At 66.5% G+C, this 18,666-nt stretch carries 19 protein-coding genes; 8 read left to right on the top strand and 11 right to left on the bottom strand.

Features of this window, described 5'->3' with window-relative positions:
* Positions 1 to 5 precede the first annotated feature (5 nt).
* The gene (gene thiM, locus AB1402_07450) at positions 6 to 821 is read left to right on the top strand and encodes a hydroxyethylthiazole kinase (GenBank protein MEW6541431.1); all 816 of its coding nucleotides are present in this window, start codon (positions 6 to 8) and stop codon (positions 819 to 821) included.
* 173 nt (positions 822 to 994) lie between these two features.
* On the opposite strand, the gene AB1402_07445 is transcribed toward thiM, so the two are convergent.
* The 10 genes from AB1402_07445 to AB1402_07400 all read right to left on the bottom strand — a co-directional run bounded on the left by AB1402_07445 (position 995) and on the right by AB1402_07400 (position 13,281).
* Positions 995 to 2,470 (bottom strand): CCA tRNA nucleotidyltransferase, encoded by a 1,476-nt coding sequence (locus tag AB1402_07445; protein ID MEW6541430.1) that lies wholly within the window; start codon positions 2,468 to 2,470, stop codon positions 995 to 997.
* A gap of 8 nt (positions 2,471 to 2,478) precedes the next feature.
* A complete protein-coding gene (locus tag AB1402_07440) occupies positions 2,479 to 3,900 on the bottom strand; it encodes an RtcB family protein (protein MEW6541429.1) in 1,422 nt (473 codons plus the stop codon).
* Between the two features lie 117 nt (positions 3,901 to 4,017).
* On the bottom strand, positions 4,018 to 5,406 hold the full coding sequence (locus tag AB1402_07435; protein MEW6541428.1) for an MFS transporter: 1,389 nt from the start codon (positions 5,404 to 5,406) through the stop codon (positions 4,018 to 4,020).
* A gap of 180 nt (positions 5,407 to 5,586) precedes the next feature.
* Positions 5,587 to 6,732: an alanine racemase gene (gene alr, locus AB1402_07430; GenBank protein MEW6541427.1), complete on the bottom strand. Its 1,146-nt coding sequence runs from the start codon at positions 6,730 to 6,732 to the stop codon at positions 5,587 to 5,589.
* Positions 6,733 to 6,944: 212 nt separating this feature from the next.
* Entirely contained in the window at positions 6,945 to 8,558 is a 1,614-nt protein-coding gene (locus AB1402_07425) for an NAD(P)H-hydrate dehydratase (GenBank protein ID MEW6541426.1), read from the bottom strand.
* Between the two features lie 109 nt (positions 8,559 to 8,667).
* Entirely contained in the window at positions 8,668 to 9,063 is a 396-nt protein-coding gene (locus AB1402_07420; GenBank protein ID MEW6541425.1) for a holo-ACP synthase, read from the bottom strand.
* A gap of 104 nt (positions 9,064 to 9,167) precedes the next feature.
* On the bottom strand, positions 9,168 to 9,932 hold the full coding sequence (locus AB1402_07415; GenBank protein MEW6541424.1) for a LytTR family DNA-binding domain-containing protein: 765 nt from the start codon (positions 9,930 to 9,932) through the stop codon (positions 9,168 to 9,170).
* The gene (locus AB1402_07410) at positions 9,907 to 11,259 is read right to left on the bottom strand and encodes a histidine kinase (GenBank protein ID MEW6541423.1); all 1,353 of its coding nucleotides are present in this window, start codon (positions 11,257 to 11,259) and stop codon (positions 9,907 to 9,909) included. Before AB1402_07410 ends, AB1402_07415 begins: the two co-directional genes overlap by 26 nt.
* Positions 11,260 to 11,384: 125 nt before the next feature.
* Positions 11,385 to 12,107 (bottom strand): YdcF family protein, encoded by a 723-nt coding sequence (locus tag AB1402_07405; GenBank protein MEW6541422.1) that lies wholly within the window; start codon positions 12,105 to 12,107, stop codon positions 11,385 to 11,387.
* Positions 12,108 to 12,375: 268 nt separating this feature from the next.
* On the bottom strand, positions 12,376 to 13,281 hold the full coding sequence (locus tag AB1402_07400; protein MEW6541421.1) for a 50S ribosomal protein L11 methyltransferase: 906 nt from the start codon (positions 13,279 to 13,281) through the stop codon (positions 12,376 to 12,378).
* A gap of 320 nt (positions 13,282 to 13,601) precedes the next feature.
* Here AB1402_07400 and AB1402_07395 point away from each other — a divergent pair, with 320 nt between their 5' ends.
* From AB1402_07395 to AB1402_07370, 6 genes are all read left to right on the top strand, one after another.
* Positions 13,602 to 13,916 carry a hypothetical protein gene (locus tag AB1402_07395; GenBank protein ID MEW6541420.1) on the top strand — a complete coding sequence of 105 codons (315 nt, stop codon included), beginning with the start codon at positions 13,602 to 13,604 and terminating at the stop codon, positions 13,914 to 13,916.
* A gap of 267 nt (positions 13,917 to 14,183) precedes the next feature.
* Positions 14,184 to 14,324, top strand: a complete 141-nt coding sequence (locus AB1402_07390; GenBank protein ID MEW6541419.1) for a CD1871A family CXXC motif-containing protein — start codon at positions 14,184 to 14,186, stop codon at positions 14,322 to 14,324.
* Positions 14,306 to 15,199, top strand: coding sequence for a 4Fe-4S binding protein (locus tag AB1402_07385; protein MEW6541418.1), 894 nt, complete (start codon positions 14,306 to 14,308; stop codon positions 15,197 to 15,199). Before AB1402_07390 ends, AB1402_07385 begins: the two co-directional genes overlap by 19 nt.
* Entirely contained in the window at positions 15,187 to 15,504 is a 318-nt protein-coding gene (locus AB1402_07380; protein MEW6541417.1) for a hypothetical protein, read from the top strand. The genes AB1402_07385 and AB1402_07380 overlap by 13 nt, the downstream gene beginning before the upstream one ends.
* Positions 15,505 to 15,513: 9 nt before the next feature.
* Positions 15,514 to 15,810 (top strand): TlpA disulfide reductase family protein, encoded by a 297-nt coding sequence (locus AB1402_07375; protein ID MEW6541416.1) that lies wholly within the window; start codon positions 15,514 to 15,516, stop codon positions 15,808 to 15,810.
* Positions 15,811 to 15,833: 23 nt separating this feature from the next.
* Positions 15,834 to 16,295, top strand: coding sequence for a hypothetical protein (locus tag AB1402_07370; protein ID MEW6541415.1), 462 nt, complete (start codon positions 15,834 to 15,836; stop codon positions 16,293 to 16,295).
* Between the two features lie 66 nt (positions 16,296 to 16,361).
* Here the strand turns inward: AB1402_07370 and AB1402_07365 are convergent, their stop codons facing one another.
* Entirely contained in the window at positions 16,362 to 17,120 is a 759-nt protein-coding gene (locus tag AB1402_07365) for a YkgJ family cysteine cluster protein (GenBank protein MEW6541414.1), read from the bottom strand.
* Positions 17,121 to 17,512: 392 nt separating this feature from the next.
* On the opposite strand from AB1402_07365, the gene AB1402_07360 reads away from it, so the two are divergent.
* Positions 17,513 to 18,439: a TIGR01777 family oxidoreductase gene (locus AB1402_07360; protein MEW6541413.1), complete on the top strand. Its 927-nt coding sequence runs from the start codon at positions 17,513 to 17,515 to the stop codon at positions 18,437 to 18,439.
* Positions 18,440 to 18,666 lie beyond the last annotated feature (227 nt).

Below are 18,666 nucleotides of genomic sequence, written 5' to 3'. Positions count from 1 at the left end.
CGCCTGTGAACGTAACCGAATTAAACTTGCGCTTCGCGGATGCCCTAAAACGTATCCGTGCCACCAAACCGCTGGTCCACCAAATCACCAACCACGTGGTGATGAACGACACCGCCAACGTTACCCTGCACATCGGCGCGCTGCCGGTGATGGCCCATGCGATCGACGAAGTCTCCGAGATGACCGGCTTGGCCGGAGCCTTGGTCCTTAACATCGGCACGTTGAGTCCGGCCTGGGTGGAGGCCATGCTGCTCGCCGGACGGCACGCGAATGAACTGGGCCTCCCGGTGGTGCTCGACCCGGTGGGCGCGGGGGCCACCGCCTACCGCACCGAGACCAGCCTGCGCCTGCTCGACGGGCTGCGGGTGGCCGTGGTGCGCGGCAACTCGGGCGAGGTCGGCGCCTTGAGCGGCGCCGGCGGCGTGGTCCGCGGGGTGGAGAGCGTGGAAGGCGTGGCCGACCCCGCAGCCGCGGCCGGGGCGCTGGCACGCCGGTACGACACCACCGTGGTAATCACGGGACGGCGTGACATCGTCACCGACGGGGAGCGGGTGCTGGCCGTGGATAACGGGCACGAATGGCTGACCACCATCACCGGCTCGGGTTGCATGGCCACCGCGCTGGTCGCGGCCTTCGCGGCCGTGGAGAGGGACCCTTTGGTGGCCGCAGCGGGCGCACTGGCCGCCTACGGCCTGGCCGCCGAGAAGGCCGCCGGGGAAGCCCGCGGGCCGGCCAGTTTCCGCACCGCCCTCCTGGACCAAGTCTACCACCTGACCCCGGAACAGGTCGCCGCGGGCGCCCGCGTGGAACGGCTGCGCTAGTATCCCCGGGACACTGCGTGATAAGTGCTGAAGATAACCAGAACACCTGGAATACCCAGGGATTCTGGACAAAAAGCTGTCCCCTTCCGGTTGGTCCCAGGGGAATGATGCCCTTAGAGCAATATCCCGGGTTCAGCCTGTAGGAAGGCTTATGCCTAGCCGTAGCGGCAACCTCAAGAAGGCGGGCGGTCGCGCGGCGCTTTGCGCCCGCCGCCGGGCCCCCGTCCGCCGGCGGCCACTTTCCGGCGCCACACCTTTTTCTCGACCGCCTCTTTCAGGACCACCGGGCGGTTGTCCAGTTGCCCGCCCTGCACCCGCACCACCAGGTCCTCCATTACTTGTTTAACTTGTGGACCGCGCCCGACCAGGGCGGCCACCTCGCCCCCGGTGATGGCCAGGTCCTCCGGGTAAAACGGCACCCGCCACATGATGTCCTTCACCATTTCCGCCAGCCGCTCATTGCCGTCCAGGACCGCGAGCGTATCCACCTTGCCCCCCAAAAGGTCGGCGCGCCGCAGCACCAGGCACTCCCCCACCGCCTCCAGCAGTTCCTGCCGGCTGTGGAAGTCGGGCGCCAGGCTTTTCAGCCACCGCCGCACGAAGCGCTCCTCCAGTTCGGGAAAGCGCATGTGGTTTCTGACCAGCCAGGTCACCCGCCGCGCGAAGGTCGGCGGGAAACGCAGGCGCTCCATGACCCGCCCGGTGATCTGGGCCCCCTTCCGGGCGTGGCCGTAGTCGGTCGGCAGGCCGCGCCGGTTGGTCCCGCGCACCTCGGGCAGCCCCTTGGCTGTGTCGTGCAGCAGGGCCGCCCAGCGGAGCACCGGCTCGGCCGGGACGTTTTCCACCACCCGCAGCGTGTGCTCCCACACGTCGAACTGGTGGTACTCGGGGTTTTGGGCCACCCCCGCCAGGCGCGCCAGCTCCGGCAGCACCGAGACGACCGTGTCGGCCCCGTTCACCCGCCCCCGGCAGTCGGCGGCCAAAAGCCCCGTCTCGCGCATCAGCTCCAGCCCGGCCGCGGCGTGTTCCGCCATCAGCGTGCGGTACACCTCGTCCCGCACCCGCTCCACCGAGAGCCCGGCCACCCGCTGCAGGGCCCGCGGGATGGCCGCCTTGGTCTCCGGGTCCAGGGTGAAGCCGTATTCCGCCACGAAGCGGCAGGCGCGGAACATCCGCAGGGCGTCTTCCCCGAACCGCTCCTCCGGGTCGCCCACCGCCCGCAGCACCCCCGCCTGCAGGTCGGCGCGGCCCTCGAAGGGGTCGACGATGCTGCCGTCGGCGCGCATGGCGATAGCGTTCACCGTGAAGTCGCGCCGCGCCAGGTCGTCCTCCAGGGCCCAGACGAACTCCACCTTCTCCGGGCGGTGGGCGTCGTTCCCGTAAAGCTCGGTCCGGAAAGTGGCGATCTCGATCTCCTCGTCGTCCAGAATCCAGGACGTCACCCCGAAGGCGGCCCCTTTCTTGAAAGCCTTGATCCGGTTTTCGGCCGCCAGGGTCAGCACTTCCCGCGGGCAGGCGTCGGTGCAAACGTCGAACTCCTTGGGCTCGCGCCCCAGCAGCAGGTCGCGCACCGCGCCCCCGACCACGTAGGCCTCGCGCCCCGCCGCGTTGATAATGTCCAGCACCTTGCGCACCCCGGGGGAGAACACTTAAAGCCTCAGTCCTTTCCCTTGATGACCGCCAGGGGCAAAAGCCGCGCCACCTTCGTGGTCAGTCCGATCTCGGCCAGGGTCTCCACCACCTGGTCGACGTCTTTGTAAGCGAGCGGGGACTCGTCGACGATTTCCTTGAAGTTGCGCACGTTGTAGAGCACCGGCCCCATCGATTCCTCGAACTGCTCGCGGCTGATGGTGCGTTCCGCCGCGCCCCGCGAAAGCACCCGCCCGGCCCCGTGGTTGACCGAGAAGAAGGTCTCCGCCGTCCGCTCGGTGCCGGCCAGTACGTACGAGGAAGTGCCCATGCTCCCGGGGATCAGGGCTGGGTGCCCGGTCTCCCGGTAGGGCCGGGGGTTGTCTTCGTGCCCGGGCGGCAGCGCCCGGGTGGCTCCTTTGCGGTGTACCAGCACTTTGCGCCCTCCGTGCCGCTCCCACTTGGCGATGTTATGCGCCACGTCGTAGACCAGCCGCCAGCCCAGCTTTTCCGGGTCCTGGCGGAGCACGTCGGCGAACGCGCGGCCGACGTCGTGGCTGATCAGGTGCCGGTTGGCGAACGCGAAGTTCACCGCGCAGGCCATGGCCTGAAAATATTGCCGCCCTTCCGGGGAGTCGCTCGGGGCACAGGCCAGCCCTTTGTTGGGCAGTTCGATGCCGTATTTCTTGGCGACCGTCACGTGGCTCCGGCTGAAGTCGGTGCAGATCTGGTGCCCGAACCCGCGGCTGCCGGTGTGAATCATCACCGCCAGCTGTCCGGGGAAAAGCCCCCACCGCTCGGCTAGCGCCGGCTCGTAGACCTCGGCCACTTCCTGGAACTCGATGAAGTGGTTGCCGCCCCCCAGCGTGCCCAGCTGCGCCTCGCCGCGCTTGTAAGCCTCGCGGCTCACCGCGTCCAGGTCGGCGCCCGCCAGGCAGCCACCCTCCTCAATGTATTCCAGGTCGCGCGCGTCGCCCACTCCCTGTTCCACCAGGGCGCGGGCCCCGGTCTTCGCCACCCGCGCAAACAGCCGCCGGGAAAGCTCCCCGTGCTTGCTCTTCTTGCCGACCCCCGTGGGCACGTAGTCCTCGGCGGTGAGCATCAGGTTTCTGAGCTGCGGGACGGGGACCTCCCGCACCCGCAGGCCGGTGCGGATCAGGCGGACGCCGCAGTTGATGTCCATCCCCACCGCCCCGGCCGAAATCACGCCGTCCTCGCCGACCGCCATCACCCCGCCGATCGGCAGGCCGAAACCCTCGTGGATGTCGGGCATACCGACCACCGGGTTGACCACGCCGGGCAGCATGGCCGCGTGGGCCAACTGCTCCAGGCTCTTGTCGTCGCGCAAAAGCGGCAGCAGCACCTCGTTGACGTAGACCACCGCGTCCACCCGCATGTTGCCCTTGCGGGGGAGACGGTAGCGGTTCTTGCCGTCCCGGACCAGTTCCATTTCTGTCACGCTCCCGCCCAAACTATGTCGCCATTTATGATAGCATACCCGGGCGGGGATGCGGAAGAAAAGTTTCCCATCCAACTGGCGCCCGCGCGACACGCTGTCTATCCTATCTTATTCGGTGGGCTTTTCCGGGCGGCGCTCCGCGGCGGCGGGCGCGGTGGAGTCAACGGGGATGACGGAACCGGTGAATGCAGCGGCTGCGTCGGCACCGGCGTGGGCGTCGGGGCTTGCCGGCGCAGCGGTGCGCGGCACCTTTCCGGCCAGAAGGGCCAGGCCGCAGAGCCCCACTACGGCGCCGGCGCCGAAGGCCGCCGGCGCGTCCCAGCGGTGGGCGACGGCGCCGGCCATCAGGTTCCCGAGCGGCATCATCCCCAGGAAGACCAGGGAGTAGACGCTCATCACCCGGCCCCGCAGGCGGTCGGGCGCGGCCAGCTGGACCGTGGTGTTCACAAGCCCGGCGAACACCATCATCGACAGGCCCCCCAGCGCCAGCACCGGCAGGGCCAGCCAGAACAGGCCGGTGAAGGACAGCGCCAGGTGGGCCAGGCAAAGCCCTAGCGCCCCCGCGAAGAGCACCTCGGCGCGCGGGCCCCGGTGGCTGATCATGGCGAGGTAGAACGCCCCGGCCAGGGAGCCCAGCCCGTGAGCGGCCATCAGGAAACCGAAGCCCTGCGCACCCTGAAGCAGCACCTCGCGAGCGTAGACCGGCACCAGGACGTTGAAGTTGAAGGCGAAAAGGCTCAACACGGCCATCAGAAGGATCGGGTACAGCACCGTGGGGGTGCTCCGGACGTAGTTGAGGCCCTCGCCGATCTCGGCCCACACCTTTTTGAGGGCCCGGTCGGCGGGGGGCGGGTTCGCGGTCCGAATCAAGAAGAGGCTCGCCAGCACGGCCGTGAAGCTCAACCCGTTGACGAAAAAACATACCGGCAGGCTGAACCCGGCGATCAGGAGGCCGCCCGCGGCCGGGCCCACGAAGCGGGCCACGTTGAAGATCGAGGAGTGCAGGGCGATGGCATTCATCAGGTCTTCGCGCCCGGCCAATTCGATCAGGAAGGACTGGCGGGCCGGGATGTCCAGGGCGTTGGCGAGCCCCACCACGAACGCCAACAGCAGGACGTGCCAGTACTGGACCAGCCCGGTGACCGTGAGGAACCCCAGGGTGTAGGCCACCAGCATCAACACCGACTGGGTGCCGATGATCAGGCGGCGCTTGGCTATGCGGTCGGCGACCACCCCGCCGAGCAGGCTGAACAGCATAATGGGCGCGAACTGGGCCGCGCCGACCAGCCCCAGGAGCAGGGGCGAGCCGGTCAGCTCCAGGACCAGCCACGCCAGCGCCACGTTCTGGATCCAGGTGCCGACCAGGGATACCGACTGCCCCAGCCAGTAGACGCGGAAGTTCCGGTGGCGCAGGGCGGCCAGCGGCCGGGCCCCTTTCCTGGGCGCCGGGGCGGTCCGCCGCTGCAGCTCCTCCACTGGGGAAGGTTCAAGGCTCAAGGGCTTCGCCTCCCGACACCATCATGCTAGCATACGCCCGCCCGGACCGTCCAAGTTCAAGACCGGCCGGTTAATGGCTGCATATCTTTTGGAAAACGGCAGCAGCCCGGTTTGACAAAGAACGGCCGAAAGAGGCTATTTTGAGATACTGGCTGGCTGATTGATTGATATTGACTGCAGTTATGTGATTTCGTTCCGCACGTACACCCGCGGCACGCGCGCGCTGACCGCGCAGACCACCTCGTAGTTGATGGTGCCGAGCAGTGCGGCCAGCTCGTCCACGTGCAGTTCCGCCTTCCCCTGCCGGCCGAACAGCACCACCTCGTCGCCCGCCGCCACGTCCGGAATGTGCCCCACGTCGACCACCACCTGGTCCATCGTCACCCGCCCGACCACCGGCGCGCGCCGCCCGTGGATCAGGACCGCGCCCCGGTTGGAAAGGTGGCGGTTGTAGCCGTCTGCGTACCCGCAGGGTACGGTGGCCAGAGTCGTCGGGGCCGGCGTGGTGTAAGTGGAGCCGTAGCTGACGGTCCACCCGGCGGGCACCCGCTTGACGGAGCCGACCTGGGCTTTGAGGGTCATGACCGGACGCAGGTCGACCCGGCGCGTCTCCACCTCCGGGGACGGGTACAGGCCGTACAGCATGATCCCCGGACGCACCAAGTTCAGCCGACTCTCCGGCATGTCGATGAGCGCCGCGCTGTTCGCGGCGTGCAGGAGTTCGATGTCGATCCCGTCGTGCCCCAGGGTGCATGTGACTTCCACGAAATCGACCAGTTGGCGCCGGGCGTGGGCCTTGTCGCGCCGGTCCGCGTTGGCGAAGTGAGTGTACAGGCCCTTGATCTCCAGGTGCGGCAGGGATGCGATGGTCAGGATGTGCCGGTACAGGTCCCGGTCGGCGGTGACCAGCCCGAGGCGGCCCATCCCGGTGTCGAGCTTTAAGTGCACGGGCGCGGTGCGGCCGTGGCGGCCGGCCGCGGCCGAGAGCCCGGCCGCCGTCTCCGGGTCGAAGACCGTGAGCGTCAGGTGGTGGTCCAAGGCCGTGTCGTAGAGGGCCGGCGGCACAAAGCCCATCACCAGCACCGGGGCGTCCATCCCCGCCTCGCGGAGCGCCACCCCCTCCTCCACCCGGGCCACGCAGAGACGGTCGGCGCCGTGCGCCAAGAGCGCGCGGGCCACCTCGACCATCCCGTGCCCGTACGCGTTCGCCTTTACCACCGCCGCCACCTCGGTGTCGCGCCCGACCAGCCGACGCACCTCGCCGAGGTTGTGCACCAGGGCGGAAAGGTCCACCTCCGCCCACACCGAATACTCTTTCAAAAACACCCCACCCAAAAAAGGGGGACAGTCCCCTATTTTACCTTCTTTGACTTTCACAATCCTCAGTTTGAAGTCGCGAACCCAGACTCCAGAAAGGGGACAGTCCTCCGTTTATTCTGCTTCCAAGTCTCCGCTCGCGACAACACCGAAAGGAGGTTCAGACAACTTGCTGCGCGCATAGGTCCGTCTTTAAAAAACAGGGGACTGTCCCCCTTTTCTTAGGCGAGTTCGCGGAAGGCCGCGGGCAGATACTCCAGCAGGTTTCCGGCCAGCAGGGACGCCTGCCCGCGTTCCGCCGCCGCCAGGTCGCCGGCCCGCCCGTGCAGGAAAGCGGCCGCCGCCGCCGCCGGACCGGGTTCCAGGCCCTGGGCCAGAAGCCCGGCGATCATCCCGGTCAGGACGTCGCCGGTTCCGCCCGTGGCCATCCCGGGGTTCCCCGTCGGGTTGATGTATGTCCTGCCCGGTTCGGCCACCAGTGTGCGGGCCCCTTTCAGCACCACCGTGCACCGCCAGGCGGCGGCCGTGCGCTCGGTGACGCCGAGACGGTCGGCCTGCACCTCGGCCGCGCCCTTCAAGCCTAGAAGCCGCGCCATTTCCCCCGGGTGGGGGGTGAGCACCAGGTCGGGTTTTTCCCGGAAGCCGCCGGGCGGGAACGATTCCGCCACGGATGCCCCCGCGGGCGCCCCGACGTGACTCCGGCCGGCCTCCCCTTCCCCGGCCGCGAAGGCGTTCAGGCCGTCGGCGTCCAGGACGCACGGCACCCGCACCCCGGGCAAAAGCTCGCGGACCAGTTCCACCGTCTCCGGATGCGCGGACAGTCCCGGACCCAGAGCCAGCACGGAGACACGGGGCAGGAATTCCTCAATCTGCTCGCGGGCCGCCCGGCTCAAAGTCCCGGCGCCGGTCTCGGGCAACCCGAGGGTCATCAGCTCCGGCTGCAGACCGGCGGCCACCGCCTGGATGCCCCGGGGCACGGCCAGGGTGACCAGCCCGGCCCCGGCATAAGCCGCCGCGCGCGCCGCCAGGACGGCCGCGCCGGACATCCCCCGCGATCCCGCCGCCACCAAAACGTGGCCGAAACGCCCCTTGTGCGCCTCCACCCCGCGGGGAGGCAACCACCCCCGAACCAGTGCCGGGGTGAGCAGATACCGGCCGCCCTCCGCCTCCGCCTCCAGCAGCGGCCGCGGCAGGGAGATGTCCACCACGTGCAATTCGCCGGTCCGCCCCGCCCCCGGTTCCAGGACCAGCCCGAGCTTGGGCAGGCCGAACGTGACCGTGTGGGTCGCCTGGACGGCCGGCCTGCGCACCGCGCCGGTGTCCGCCTCCACCCCGGACGGGATGTCCACGGCCACCACCGGTTTGCCCGACTCGTTGACGGCCTCGATGGCCTTTCGCGCCCGGTCGCGCACCTCGCCCCTGAAACCGGTGCCGAAGAGCGCGTCCACCACCAGGTCCGCCGACAGCAGCGCAAGCTGCAAAAACTGAACCGCGTTCCGGTCCTGCAGCAGGTGGAGCCGTTGCCCAAGCCTCTTCCAGATCTCGAGGTTGACTCCGGCGTCACCCGCCGCCTCCGCCGGGTCACCGCTGAACAGAACCTTCACCCGGGCACCGTTCTGGAGCAAATGGCGGGCGGCCACCAGCCCGTCGCCGCCGTTGTCGCCCTTTCCGGCCAGAACCACCACCCGTTTTCCGTCCACCCCGCCCAGGACCCGGCGCACACAGTCAAAAACCTTAAGGCCCGCGTTTTCCATCAAGACGAGCCCCGGGATGCCGTATTCCTCGGTGGCCCGGCGGTCTATCTCCCCCATTTCCGCCGCGGTAACCACCCGCATAGATCCTCACCCTCCCCAAAAACTGCGACCGGTTGCGACAGGGGACGGTTCTCTGTTGCAAAACCCCCGCCCTGCCCCGTATCAAAAAGGAGGACTGTCCCCCCCCTTCTTAGCTTTCTTGACTTTCGGACGGGCCGACGGCGATGGCGAAGGCCACGGCCTGGTCCCCCTCGTGGCTCAGCGACAGCAGCACCCGGGTGATCCCCCGCCGGGCCGCGGCCCGGGCCGCGCCCCCGGTCAGCGCCGCCACCGGTCCGCCACCCGGACCGTTGGTGATCTCCACGTCGTGCCAGCGCCCACCCGAAAAGCCGGTGCCCAGCGCCTTGAACACCGCCTCCTTGGCGGCGAAACGCGCCGCGTAGCACTCGTAGGCCGTGCGGCGCGCCCGGCAGCAGTCCCGCTCGGCGGGCGTGAAAAGGCGCACCAGTATGCGGCCCCCGGTGCGTTCCGACGCCGCCCGGATCCGGTTGACCGAAACAAGATCGACTCCGATACCCAGGATCAAGAGAGTCCCCCCGCGCGCGTCGCTTCGCATCAAAGACCGAGTATCTTGCGTTTTTCGCCACAGCGGATCAAACTATTGAAAGCTTCACCACCGGTGCAGATAAATCAAAAGCCCAGAATCTTGCGCAGTTTTTTCGCCTGCCCCCGGCTGAGCGGCACCTCACTCCGCTCCCGGTCGTCCACCACCAGGGCGTAGGTGCCGCTGAAAAGCGGGATGATCTCCTTCACCTTGCGCAGGTTTACCACGCAGCACCGGTGGGTGCGGAAGAAGATGTTCGGGTCCAGCCGCCCCTCCAGTTCCTTGACGGTGAAGCGGGTCAAGAGCTTTTCGTCGTAAGTCTTGATGCACACCGTGTCCTGCTCGGTGAAGGCGTACACGATGTCGGACTCGCTGACCAGGATGGTCTTCCCGTTCCGCTCGGCCGGAATCCGGTCGATCCGGAACGCGGGCACGGCGGCGGCCGGAACGCCCCCGTCAACCGCCTCGGCGCACGGGGCCACCTCCTGCGTGGCCCGGATCACCTTGTTGATCGCCATCCGCAGGCGACCCTCGTCAATGGGTTTCATCACGTAGTCGATGGCGTCCACTTCAAAAGCCTTTAAGGCGAACCCGTTGTACGCGGTCACGAAGATCACGTAGGGCGGGCTCTCCAGTTCGCGGATGGCCGCGCCCAATTGCAAGCCGTCCATTCCCGGCATGGAGATGTCCAGGAACAGCACCGAATAATCGAGCGCTTCGATCAGGGCCAGCGCCTCGTGGGCGTTGGCGGCCTCACCCACGACCTCGATGTCCGGGAAGTTGCCCAGCAGATAGCGCAACTCCTGGCGGGCCGGGTACTCGTCGTCAACTATCAAGGCTCTTAGCTTCATTGGCCCTGCTCACTCCCTTCTCCTGAACGCCGTGCACCAGCGGAATCCGGAAATACACCCTGGTTCCCACACCTGCTTCGGTGTCTATCTTCAGCCCGTATTCGGCGCCGAAAAGACTTTTTAGGCGTTCGCTGACGTTGCTCAACCCCACGCCGCTCCCCGAACCGAATCCGGGCTTGAAAACCTGCGGCAGAATGTCGTCCGGGACACCCACCCCGTCGTCCGCAATCTCCACCTGCATTTCCCCGCCGGCCCGGCGGATGATGATCTTCACCGTACCGTTCCCCATCTTCGGCATGATCCCGTGTTTCACCGCGTTCTCGACAAGCGGCTGCAACGTGAGCACCGGCACCTGGAAGTCCAGCAAGCTCTCGTCCACGTCCCGGACCACGTGCAGCTTCTCGCGGAAGCGAGCTTTTTCCAGGACGGCGTAGGCGTCGACACACTCCAATTCCTCGGCCAGCGTGCTGAAGTGCCCGGTGCGCTTAAAGGCGTGCCGGAAGAAGGCGGCCAGACGGATCAGCAGGCGGCGCGCGGTCTCGGGGTGCGTACGGCTGAACATAATGATCGTGTTCAGCGTGTTGAACAAAAAGTGCGGGTTGATCTGCGCCCGCAGGGCGTCCAGCTCGGCCCTGGTCACCAACTGCGCCTGCCGGTCCAGCTCGGACAGTTCCATCTGGAACCCGAGCAACTGCCCGATCCCCACCCCCAGTTTGACGACTCCGGAGGGGACCGGCCCTTTTTCGGTCCGGTAGAGCTTCAAGGTGCCCACGACCTCGTCCCGCACCTTCAGGGGAACGATGACGGCGCCCGCGATGGGGCACTCGCAGTCCCGGACCGGACATTTCAGGTCCTCCTGCTTCTCCGCCACTTTCAGCTCACCGGTGGCGATAACCTCCTTGGTGGCCTGGGTGACGATCTCGCGCCCCGGCGGGTGCTTTTCGCAGCCGGGGCCGATAAAGGCCAGCACGCGCACCCGGTCGGTGATCGCCACCGCCGGCACGTCGCCGATTTTCTGGATGATCTGGGCGGTCTGCAAGGCGCTCTCCGCGTTGAGACCCCGGCGCATATAGGGCAGCGTTTCGCTGGCGATCTCGAAGGTGGGGTCGATCGGCTGGTCGTCAAGCTTCACCGTAATGATTTGCCGCCCGCTCTGCTGCCCCCGCAGGGCGAAAAAGAGCGCCAAGCCGTTGGCCGGCACCAAAAACAGCACCACCGGCCACAGGCCGGGTCTAACCAGCAGGAGCGCCCCGAAGATGAAAACCTGGGACAGCACCACCCTGCTCACCGGGTTGTCATAAGCCTTGATCCTTTGGAGCAAACGCAAAATCCCGGCCCTCTCCCCCGAAAAAGCCCCACAGAATTTTGTTTCATCATACTACAAGGCCGGGCGGCCGTAAATGACCCGAAATAAATGGTCCCTCTTCCAGTGCGGTCCTTGGTGTTTCTCCGCTAATTCGGGGCCGGAGGCTCGCCGGCGCCACGGCGGTACAAAAAAGCCCGCCACTGCTCGGGCAGGACCAGGACCGTCAGCTTGAGGTACTCCCCCAGCACCAGACGCCGGCCCGCGGCTGATTCCCACCAGCATTCCGGGTCGAACCAGGAATCCTCGACCGGCCGGTAAAACAGGCGGATGTCACTGTCCCGGAACACCTCGTCGAACAGGGCCCGGACCCGGCGCATGTGGTAGGGGGAGGAAACCACGATCGCCGAATCCAGCCCGTAGTACTCCATCAACTCCCGGCTGTACAGGGCGTTCTGGTAGGTGTTCACGGCGCGGGGCTCCATGATGATCTTGTGCTCCGGGACCCCCAGCAGCAGGGCGTGGCGGCGCAGCAGGTCGGCTGCGGTCAGGTCGGTGTACAGGGGACCGCCGCTTAACAGGAGGCGTTCGGCCAAGCCCTCCCGGTGAAGCCGGACGGCATACTCCAGCCGCTCACCCCGGTCACCGGAGAGCACCACCAGGACCTCCGCCGGCGCCGGCTTATCGGCCACCACCAGAAACCGGCCGACCGCGGGCAGGGAGAACCACACGACCGCGGCAAGCACCATCGCCCCCAGCGCCAGGTTCCGCAGGCGCCGCCGCCACAGGACAAAACCGCCCACCGCCGACGGGGCTTGGGCTTCCGGTTCCTTCTCCTTCTCCTTCTGCTTGCGCTTGGACTGCGCGGCCAATCTCGCATCACCCGTACCCGGTCTGAAGTTATGGGCTTTCCCATTTATTTTACCGCATCGGTGTCTCTCTGGGTATTCTTTGTTTTCCAAATAATTCCTCTATGGTATTTAAAACGCTTCCATTGGGCAATAATGGGAGTGTTCGTCATTCTCGTCGCGGCGGTCCTGATCGGGATCGCGGACTATTTCTACCACCAGTATTTGAAAGACGCCCTGTTCCGGGAAAAGGAAGCACCCCGGGAAGCGGAATAGAACGGAAGCGTGCGGTTTAGGGACGGCGGGCCAGAATGACCACCCAGCGCCCCCGGATGCTCGCCCGCTCGACTTTGAAACCGGCACCCCGCAGAAGGCCGGCGGCCAGTCCCTCGTCATCGGCCGTAAACCCGGTCAGGATCAAGGCGCCCCCGGGGGTTATCCGGGAAAAGGCGGCCGGAATCAATTCCTCCAGCAGGTGGGGGTGCAGGTTCGCCACCAAAAGGTCGCATTTTTCCGAGACTTGGTTCAGCAGGTTTCCTTCAATAATGGTGATCCGGCCCTGCAGGTTGTTCTGCGCCACCGTTTCCCGGGCGGCCCTGATCGCCACCGGGTCCTTGTCGACGGCACACACCGCCCCCGCGCCCAGCTTGGCGGCGGCCACGGCCAGGATGCCCGAACCGGTGCCGATGTCCAGGACGCGCGCCCCCCTGGCCAAGTAGCGCTCCAGGTACTCCAGGGCCAGGGCGGTGGTGGGGTGGGTCCCGCAGCCGAAGGCCAAGGTGGGGTCCTGCTCGACCACCACTTCCTCACCCTTTGGGGTGTAGCTCTCCCAGGACGGCTTCACCACCAGCCGCTCCCCCACCCGGAAGGTGGTGCACTGGCGGCGGCGTCCGGTTTTCGGGTCCGTGCCGTGTACCTCGGCGAAGGTGATGTCCGGGATGGTCCCGAGCACGTTTTTGACCCGGGCCCGCAGCAGACGGATGGTGTCGCCCGCGTGGTCTTCGGCCGGGAAATAACCGGTGACGGTCACCTCCCCCTCCTTGGCGGCATCGGTGCCGGCACCGGTGCCCGCCCCGACGCTCGCTCCCGCGCTCGCCCCGGCCTCCGGTTCGGGTTGCTGTACCGACCCGCCCATGCCCGTTATGAGGTTTTCGACCCGTTGCCGGTATCCGGTGGGGGTGATAATACTCACTTCCATCCAGAACAAAGCTTACTCTCCTCCCCCAAAAATAGAATCTTTGGATGATATTTTCATTCCCGCATGAGCGACGATGAATCGTCGTGAGCAACTCCCCCATTCTTGCGCTGCAAGAAACACTTTCTATAAATGAACGGGAATCCATAGGGAAAACACCTGTTTTGCGCGGCAACAGCCCGGATAGTGAGAGCGGTCACCGCTGATTCCAGTATATCGAAAAAAGATGATGAATACCAATAGGTGCACACGTTTGACCGATGATGAACGTGGACATAATGCTAACAACAATTTGCCACAAATAGGCAAAAGGAGGAACAAAAATGGGTTTCGAGGTGTACACGCCCAAGAAGAGGAAACGGCGGGAGGAACCGAAACCGGTTGTCTCACTGTCAAAGAGTTCCATCGTGCTGAACAAAATCGCGCGCAAAACCTTGCCGGCAGAACGGTACGAACTCGCTTTCGACCGTGAAAGGCGAATCATCCGCCTGAAACCGAGCCCGAACGGCGTCTTCGTGAAGAAGACCAGAATCAACGCCCGGGGCTTCTTCAAGCAGTTCGACATTAACTACAAGGGGAAATTCACCGCGGACTACCGGCCCGAAGAACAAGCGTTGTTTGTAGAACTGCCGCATTAACCTCCTCGGGGCGCGCGGCGTCCGCGACTTGGACACCAAGCTTTGTTTGTAGAGCTGCCGCATTACCCTTCTGGAACCGGGGTTCTTTCTCTTCGGACGAGTTTTATGTTCTTACGGACTGAAACCAGCCGTGTCCGGCACCGACCGGGCACGGCTGGAGCCTTTCCGCAAGGTCCGTCTCTCGTTCCCACGCACGCGTCCCCTGTTGACAGGCAGGAGATTCGGGGGCCGAGGTCCAATATAGACCGGTGAAAGGTGGAGTGCCGCTTGAAGACCCGGCGTTGGATTTCTTACGGATTCGCGGCCTTGGGGTTCGGGCTGATTCTGGCCGGATTGGCCCGTGGCGAGGCGGCGGATGTGTTCCACAAAGCCGCCGTGATTTGCCTGGAATGCATCGGCATCCGTTAGGCCTGCGGGCAAACCCGATCTCTTGGCCGAACCCGCGGCGGAGAATGGTCCAGCTTGCCTCGGCACTGGCCGCCAACGGCCACCTTTCCGGCTTCGCCGAGGGCCGGATCTACCAGGGCCCGCTCAAGCAGGTCTGTGTTCCGTTTTTGAACTGCTACTCCTGCCCCGGAGCACTTGGCGCCTGCCCGGTCGGTTCCTACCAGGTGCTGCTGGCCATGCCGGGACAGACCGTGTCGCTGTACGTGGTTGGGATCGTTACCGCGGCCGGGGCGCTGGCCGGGCGGCTGGTCTGCGGCTGGCTCTGCCCGTTCGGCCTGCTCCAGGAGGTGCTGGCCCGGCCTGGGGCGCGCAAGGTTCGGATTCCGTCCATTCTGCTCGCGGCCAAGTACCTGATGCTGGCCGCCGTCCTGTTCCTGCCCGCGCTCCTGGTGAGCACCGCCGGCCTCGGCGCGCCCTATTTCTGCACCTACGTCTGCCCGGCGGGCACGCTGGAGGCGGGTTTGCTGGTCGGCCTGCGCGACCCGGCGCTCCGGGCGCTGATGGGGCCGCTCTTCTTCTGGAAGGTGGGGGTGCTGGCCGCCTTCCTGGTGGCGATGGTGTTCGTGTACCGCCCCTTCTGCCGGACCGCCTGCCCGCTCGGCGCCTTCTACGGGCTGATGAACCCGGTCAGCGTCTGGCGGCTCGACTACCGGGCGGACCGCTGCCGGCAGTGTCACTCCTGCCGCGGCGCCTGCCCGTTGCAGATCGCGGTGGACCGCGCCCCGAACCACCCCGAATGCATCCGGTGCCTGGAATGCACCCGGGTCTGCCCCACCGGGGCGCTCACCTTTACCGCCCGCGTGGCGGACAAGGAGGTGAGAAAATGCGAAGCTTAAAACGCTCTAAGCCGATTCCGGCCCTCTTACTGGCCGGGATGATGCTCGCCGGACTGCTGCTCGCCGCCGCCGGCTGCGGTTTCGGGGGGCCGGCACCGAACGGGAGCACCACCCCTCCCGACCGGAACGCGGCCCCTGAGGCTCCAAGCGGGACTGCCGCTCCGCTGCCGCCGCCGCTTGAATGGCCGGCAACCGGCACACCGGCGCCCGCTTTCCGGCTGCCGTCCCTGATCGGGGGCGAAGTATCGCTGCCGGATGACTTCCAAGGCCGTGCCGTAATGCTGCTGTTCTTCTCACTGGGCTGAAGGCCCTGCGTGAACAAGGTGCTGCAGTTGCAGCCCTATATGGAGGATTGGCACGGACGGGGCCTGGACGTGGTGCTGATTGCCGCCGACCGGGAAAAACAGTTGGCTGACTTTATCGCCAAACATGACTTGCGGGTGGAGGTCCTGCTTGACAGCAAGCGCGAGGTGAGCCGGCTCTACCAGGTTCAAGGCATCCCGGTGACCGTCTATCTGGACCGCGAAGGCGTTGTCCGGCACAGCTCCATCGGCTGGGGGCCAGCGAGCCTGGAGAGTACGCTCCATCTGGCCGGACAACTCCTGAACTGAAAAGCAGGCAGGGGGATTGGGACATGCAACCCGAGAAAACCCACGACCTGAAGCACATCCTCAAGGCGGTCCGGGAGGCCCAGGGCACACTCACCCGGGCCCTGCCGATCAACCGGGCGCCCCGGTACCTGGCGGCGAGCATCGAGGAACTCGGCCAGGTGGCCGCCCTGGTGGAAAAAGACCTGGCGCTCGTCAACCAGGGCGTGCGGGAAGAATTCCAGAAAACCGCGGGGGCCGCCGTGCTCCGCGGGCTGCTCACCATTCTGAAGCAGGCTGGCTGCCCCGTGGTCGACGAAAACTATGACTGTCTCTTGGGCCAGATGCTGGTCGACCTAAGCTTCACCGAGGGCGGAAACACCCTCGCGGTGCGCATCTATGAAACCGGGGAACTGGAGTACCACAACGTCGACTACCACGACCCGGAGGTGTTCGCCGCGCAGCTCGGCCTCCTGACGACCGGCGGCCCCGGCGGCGGCGACCCCTGACCGTTGCCGCCGCCCGCCCAAATCAGGCGCCCTGGCGGCGGCTCCCAAACGGCTGACCCAACCGAATCAGGCGGACTGCAGCTGGTCCCGCAGTTCCATGGTCTTGCGCACGTCCACCCCGCCCGCGAGCCAGCCAAAGCCGAACTGCATCAGCGCCGCGTCATCGGCCCTGAGCAGCGCGGCCACCCCGTCCGTCACCCCGTACTCCCGGATGAAGTCCGTGTCGAAGACAAAGCTCCGGAACCGGTCCACGTCGTAGCAGGCCATGAAGTACATCTCGGCGACGTGCCGGTCCAGGCTCGGCAAGCCGGGGAAGCGCAGCCGGGAAGGAAGGTCCCGGAACACGGCTTCCAGCTCGTCGTAAACGAGCATGTCCTGGTCCCGCATCCAGGTCTCGACCGTCCACTCCGCCTTTTCCTTGAGCCCCAGGCACTGCGAGTCGTTGAAAATGAAGTGGTACTCACCCTGGCTGTTGATGTCGATCGGCGCCATCCGGCAGGCCCAGGGGCGGTCGGGGTAAATGCGGCAGCCCTCGGATGCCACGAAGTGGCAGGTCTTTCCCGCGTCGTCCCGCATCTCGAGCCGCACCAGGGAAAGCCCCCCCCTGGTGGGGACCCGGGCGGTGTAGGCGCGCAAAAACTCCCCGGAAGTCACCCCGAGCCGGTTCTTCATCCGCACCACGTCGTACGGGGACAGGAAGATGTCGATGTCCCCGCAGCACGAGTTGTAGCACGGCAGACCGGCGTGGCAGGAACACCGGAACGTCTCGTGGGCCTCGAAAATCGGGCTCCCGTTCAGAGCCACCCGGCGCTTATTTTTCTCCAATCAACCCTCATCCTCTCCTTGTTTGTTTACCGGCTCTTGTTTTCCGCTCCAAGAGGTATTGTAAACTTATTTTTGCGCCCCGCGCAAACCCCTGCCCGGAAGAAAAGCGCCTCCGGGCAGCCGCCGGCGTTCCCCCTTCCCTGCCCGTCCCAATCAGCCGCCAAACCCCCATAAACCCCGGCCCGGCGGGAGCGGAACCTAAAACACCTCCGCAGCCCCAAAAAACCGGTGCTTCCCAAATGCCACACCCTGCCGGTTCTGTGGTAATATGGTGGAAAAGCCCAGGGGGCGGTCCCAACCGGCACCAGCCGCCGCTCCCGCCGGGCACGCTTTGGTTTGTGACCGGGAATCAGCTTGCGGGCTTCTAAGGCTTCTAAAGAGGAGGTATCCACGTGCACGTTGTGATCACGGGGGGAAGAGGTTTCGTGGGCCGGGCCCTGTCCCGGCACCTGGCCGACCGCGGGCACCGGGTGACCGTGTTGACCCGCGAGTCGCCCGCCGACATCAAGGCGGTGGCCCTGTCCGCGCCGCGCAACACCGAGTTGGCGCGCTGGAACCCGGTCCTGCCCGACCCCGCCCTGTTCACCGGGGCGGACGCCGTGGTCAACCTGGCCGGGGAGTCCATCGCCCTCGGCCGCTGGTCGGCGGACGCCAAGCAGCGCATCCTCTCCAGCCGGGTGGACACCACCCGGGCGCTGGTGAAAGCCCTGCAGGCCGCCGACCCCCGGCCGCGGATCCTGGTCAGCGCCTCGGCGGTGGGCTACTACGGCGACCGGGGCAATGAAGACTTGAACGAGGAGTCCGAGCCCGGGGACGACTTTCTGGCCCGCGTCTGCGTCGCCTGGGAGGCGGAGGCCCGGGCGGCGGGGGAATTCGGCGCAAGGGTGGTCGCCGCCCGCTTCGGCATGGTGCTGGGGCCGGGGGGCGGCCTCCTGTCCCGGATGATCACCCCGTTCCAGCTCGGGCTGGGCGGCCCGCTCGGCAGCGGGCGGCAGTGGATGTCGTGGGTGCACCTCGAGGACGCCGCCGCCGCCGTCACGCTGGCCCTGAAGGCGGACAAACTGCACGGCCCGGTGAACGTGACCGCCCCGCACCCGGTGCGCAACATCGAGTTCGCCCGGATCATGGGCCGGATTCTGGGCCGGCCGGCGTTTCTGCCCGTGCCGTCCGCCGCCCTGCGCCTGGTCCTGGGCGAGATGGCGGACCTCCTGCTGACCGGCCAGCGCGTGTTCCCGGCCCGCATGAAGGGGCTCGGCTTCCAGCACCGCTACTCAAACCTCGCCGAGGCGCTCAAGGACGCGCTGGGGAAGAGCGGCTAGCAAAAAAGTCAGGAAACCGGCTCGGAATAGGCCGGCGGGGTCTTTAGCCAAGCCTTGGCCTTGCCGTACTTCACCAGCCGGGCCCTTTTCCCGGCCGGCATCCGGGCCGGCCGTCTCACGGGCCGTGTCGCCGGGGCCGGCGAATCGCCGGTCCGCCTAGACACAGGCCTGCGGCCGGCCGAAAGGAAGCGCGGACCCTTGCCTCCGGGTCCGCGCTTCCTGGTCAC

This window comes from Bacillota bacterium, from assembly GCA_040757205.1.
Classification (GTDB): domain Bacteria; phylum Bacillota; class Desulfotomaculia; order Desulfotomaculales; family Desulforudaceae; genus Desulforudis.
This window is presented reverse-complemented; position numbering and strand designations above follow the sequence as displayed.

Coding starts and splice junctions, on each gene's coding strand:
- AB1402_07440 (MEW6541429.1), bottom strand. CDS start 3,900: ATGGAACTGGTCCGGGACGGCAAGAACCGCTACCGTCTCCCCCGCAAG.
- AB1402_07425 (MEW6541426.1), bottom strand. CDS start 8,558: ATGCGGGTGGTTACCGCGGCGGAAATGGGGGAGATAGACCGCCGGGCC.
- AB1402_07415 (MEW6541424.1), bottom strand. CDS start 9,932: ATGAAGCTAAGAGCCTTGATAGTTGACGACGAGTACCCGGCCCGCCAG.
- AB1402_07400 (MEW6541421.1), bottom strand. CDS start 13,281: ATGGAAGTGAGTATTATCACCCCCACCGGATACCGGCAACGGGTCGAA.
- AB1402_07395 (MEW6541420.1), top strand. CDS start 13,602: ATGGGTTTCGAGGTGTACACGCCCAAGAAGAGGAAACGGCGGGAGGAA.
- AB1402_07385 (MEW6541418.1), top strand. CDS start 14,306: ATGCATCGGCATCCGTTAGGCCTGCGGGCAAACCCGATCTCTTGGCCG.
- AB1402_07380 (MEW6541417.1), top strand. CDS start 15,187: ATGCGAAGCTTAAAACGCTCTAAGCCGATTCCGGCCCTCTTACTGGCC.
- AB1402_07370 (MEW6541415.1), top strand. CDS start 15,834: ATGCAACCCGAGAAAACCCACGACCTGAAGCACATCCTCAAGGCGGTC.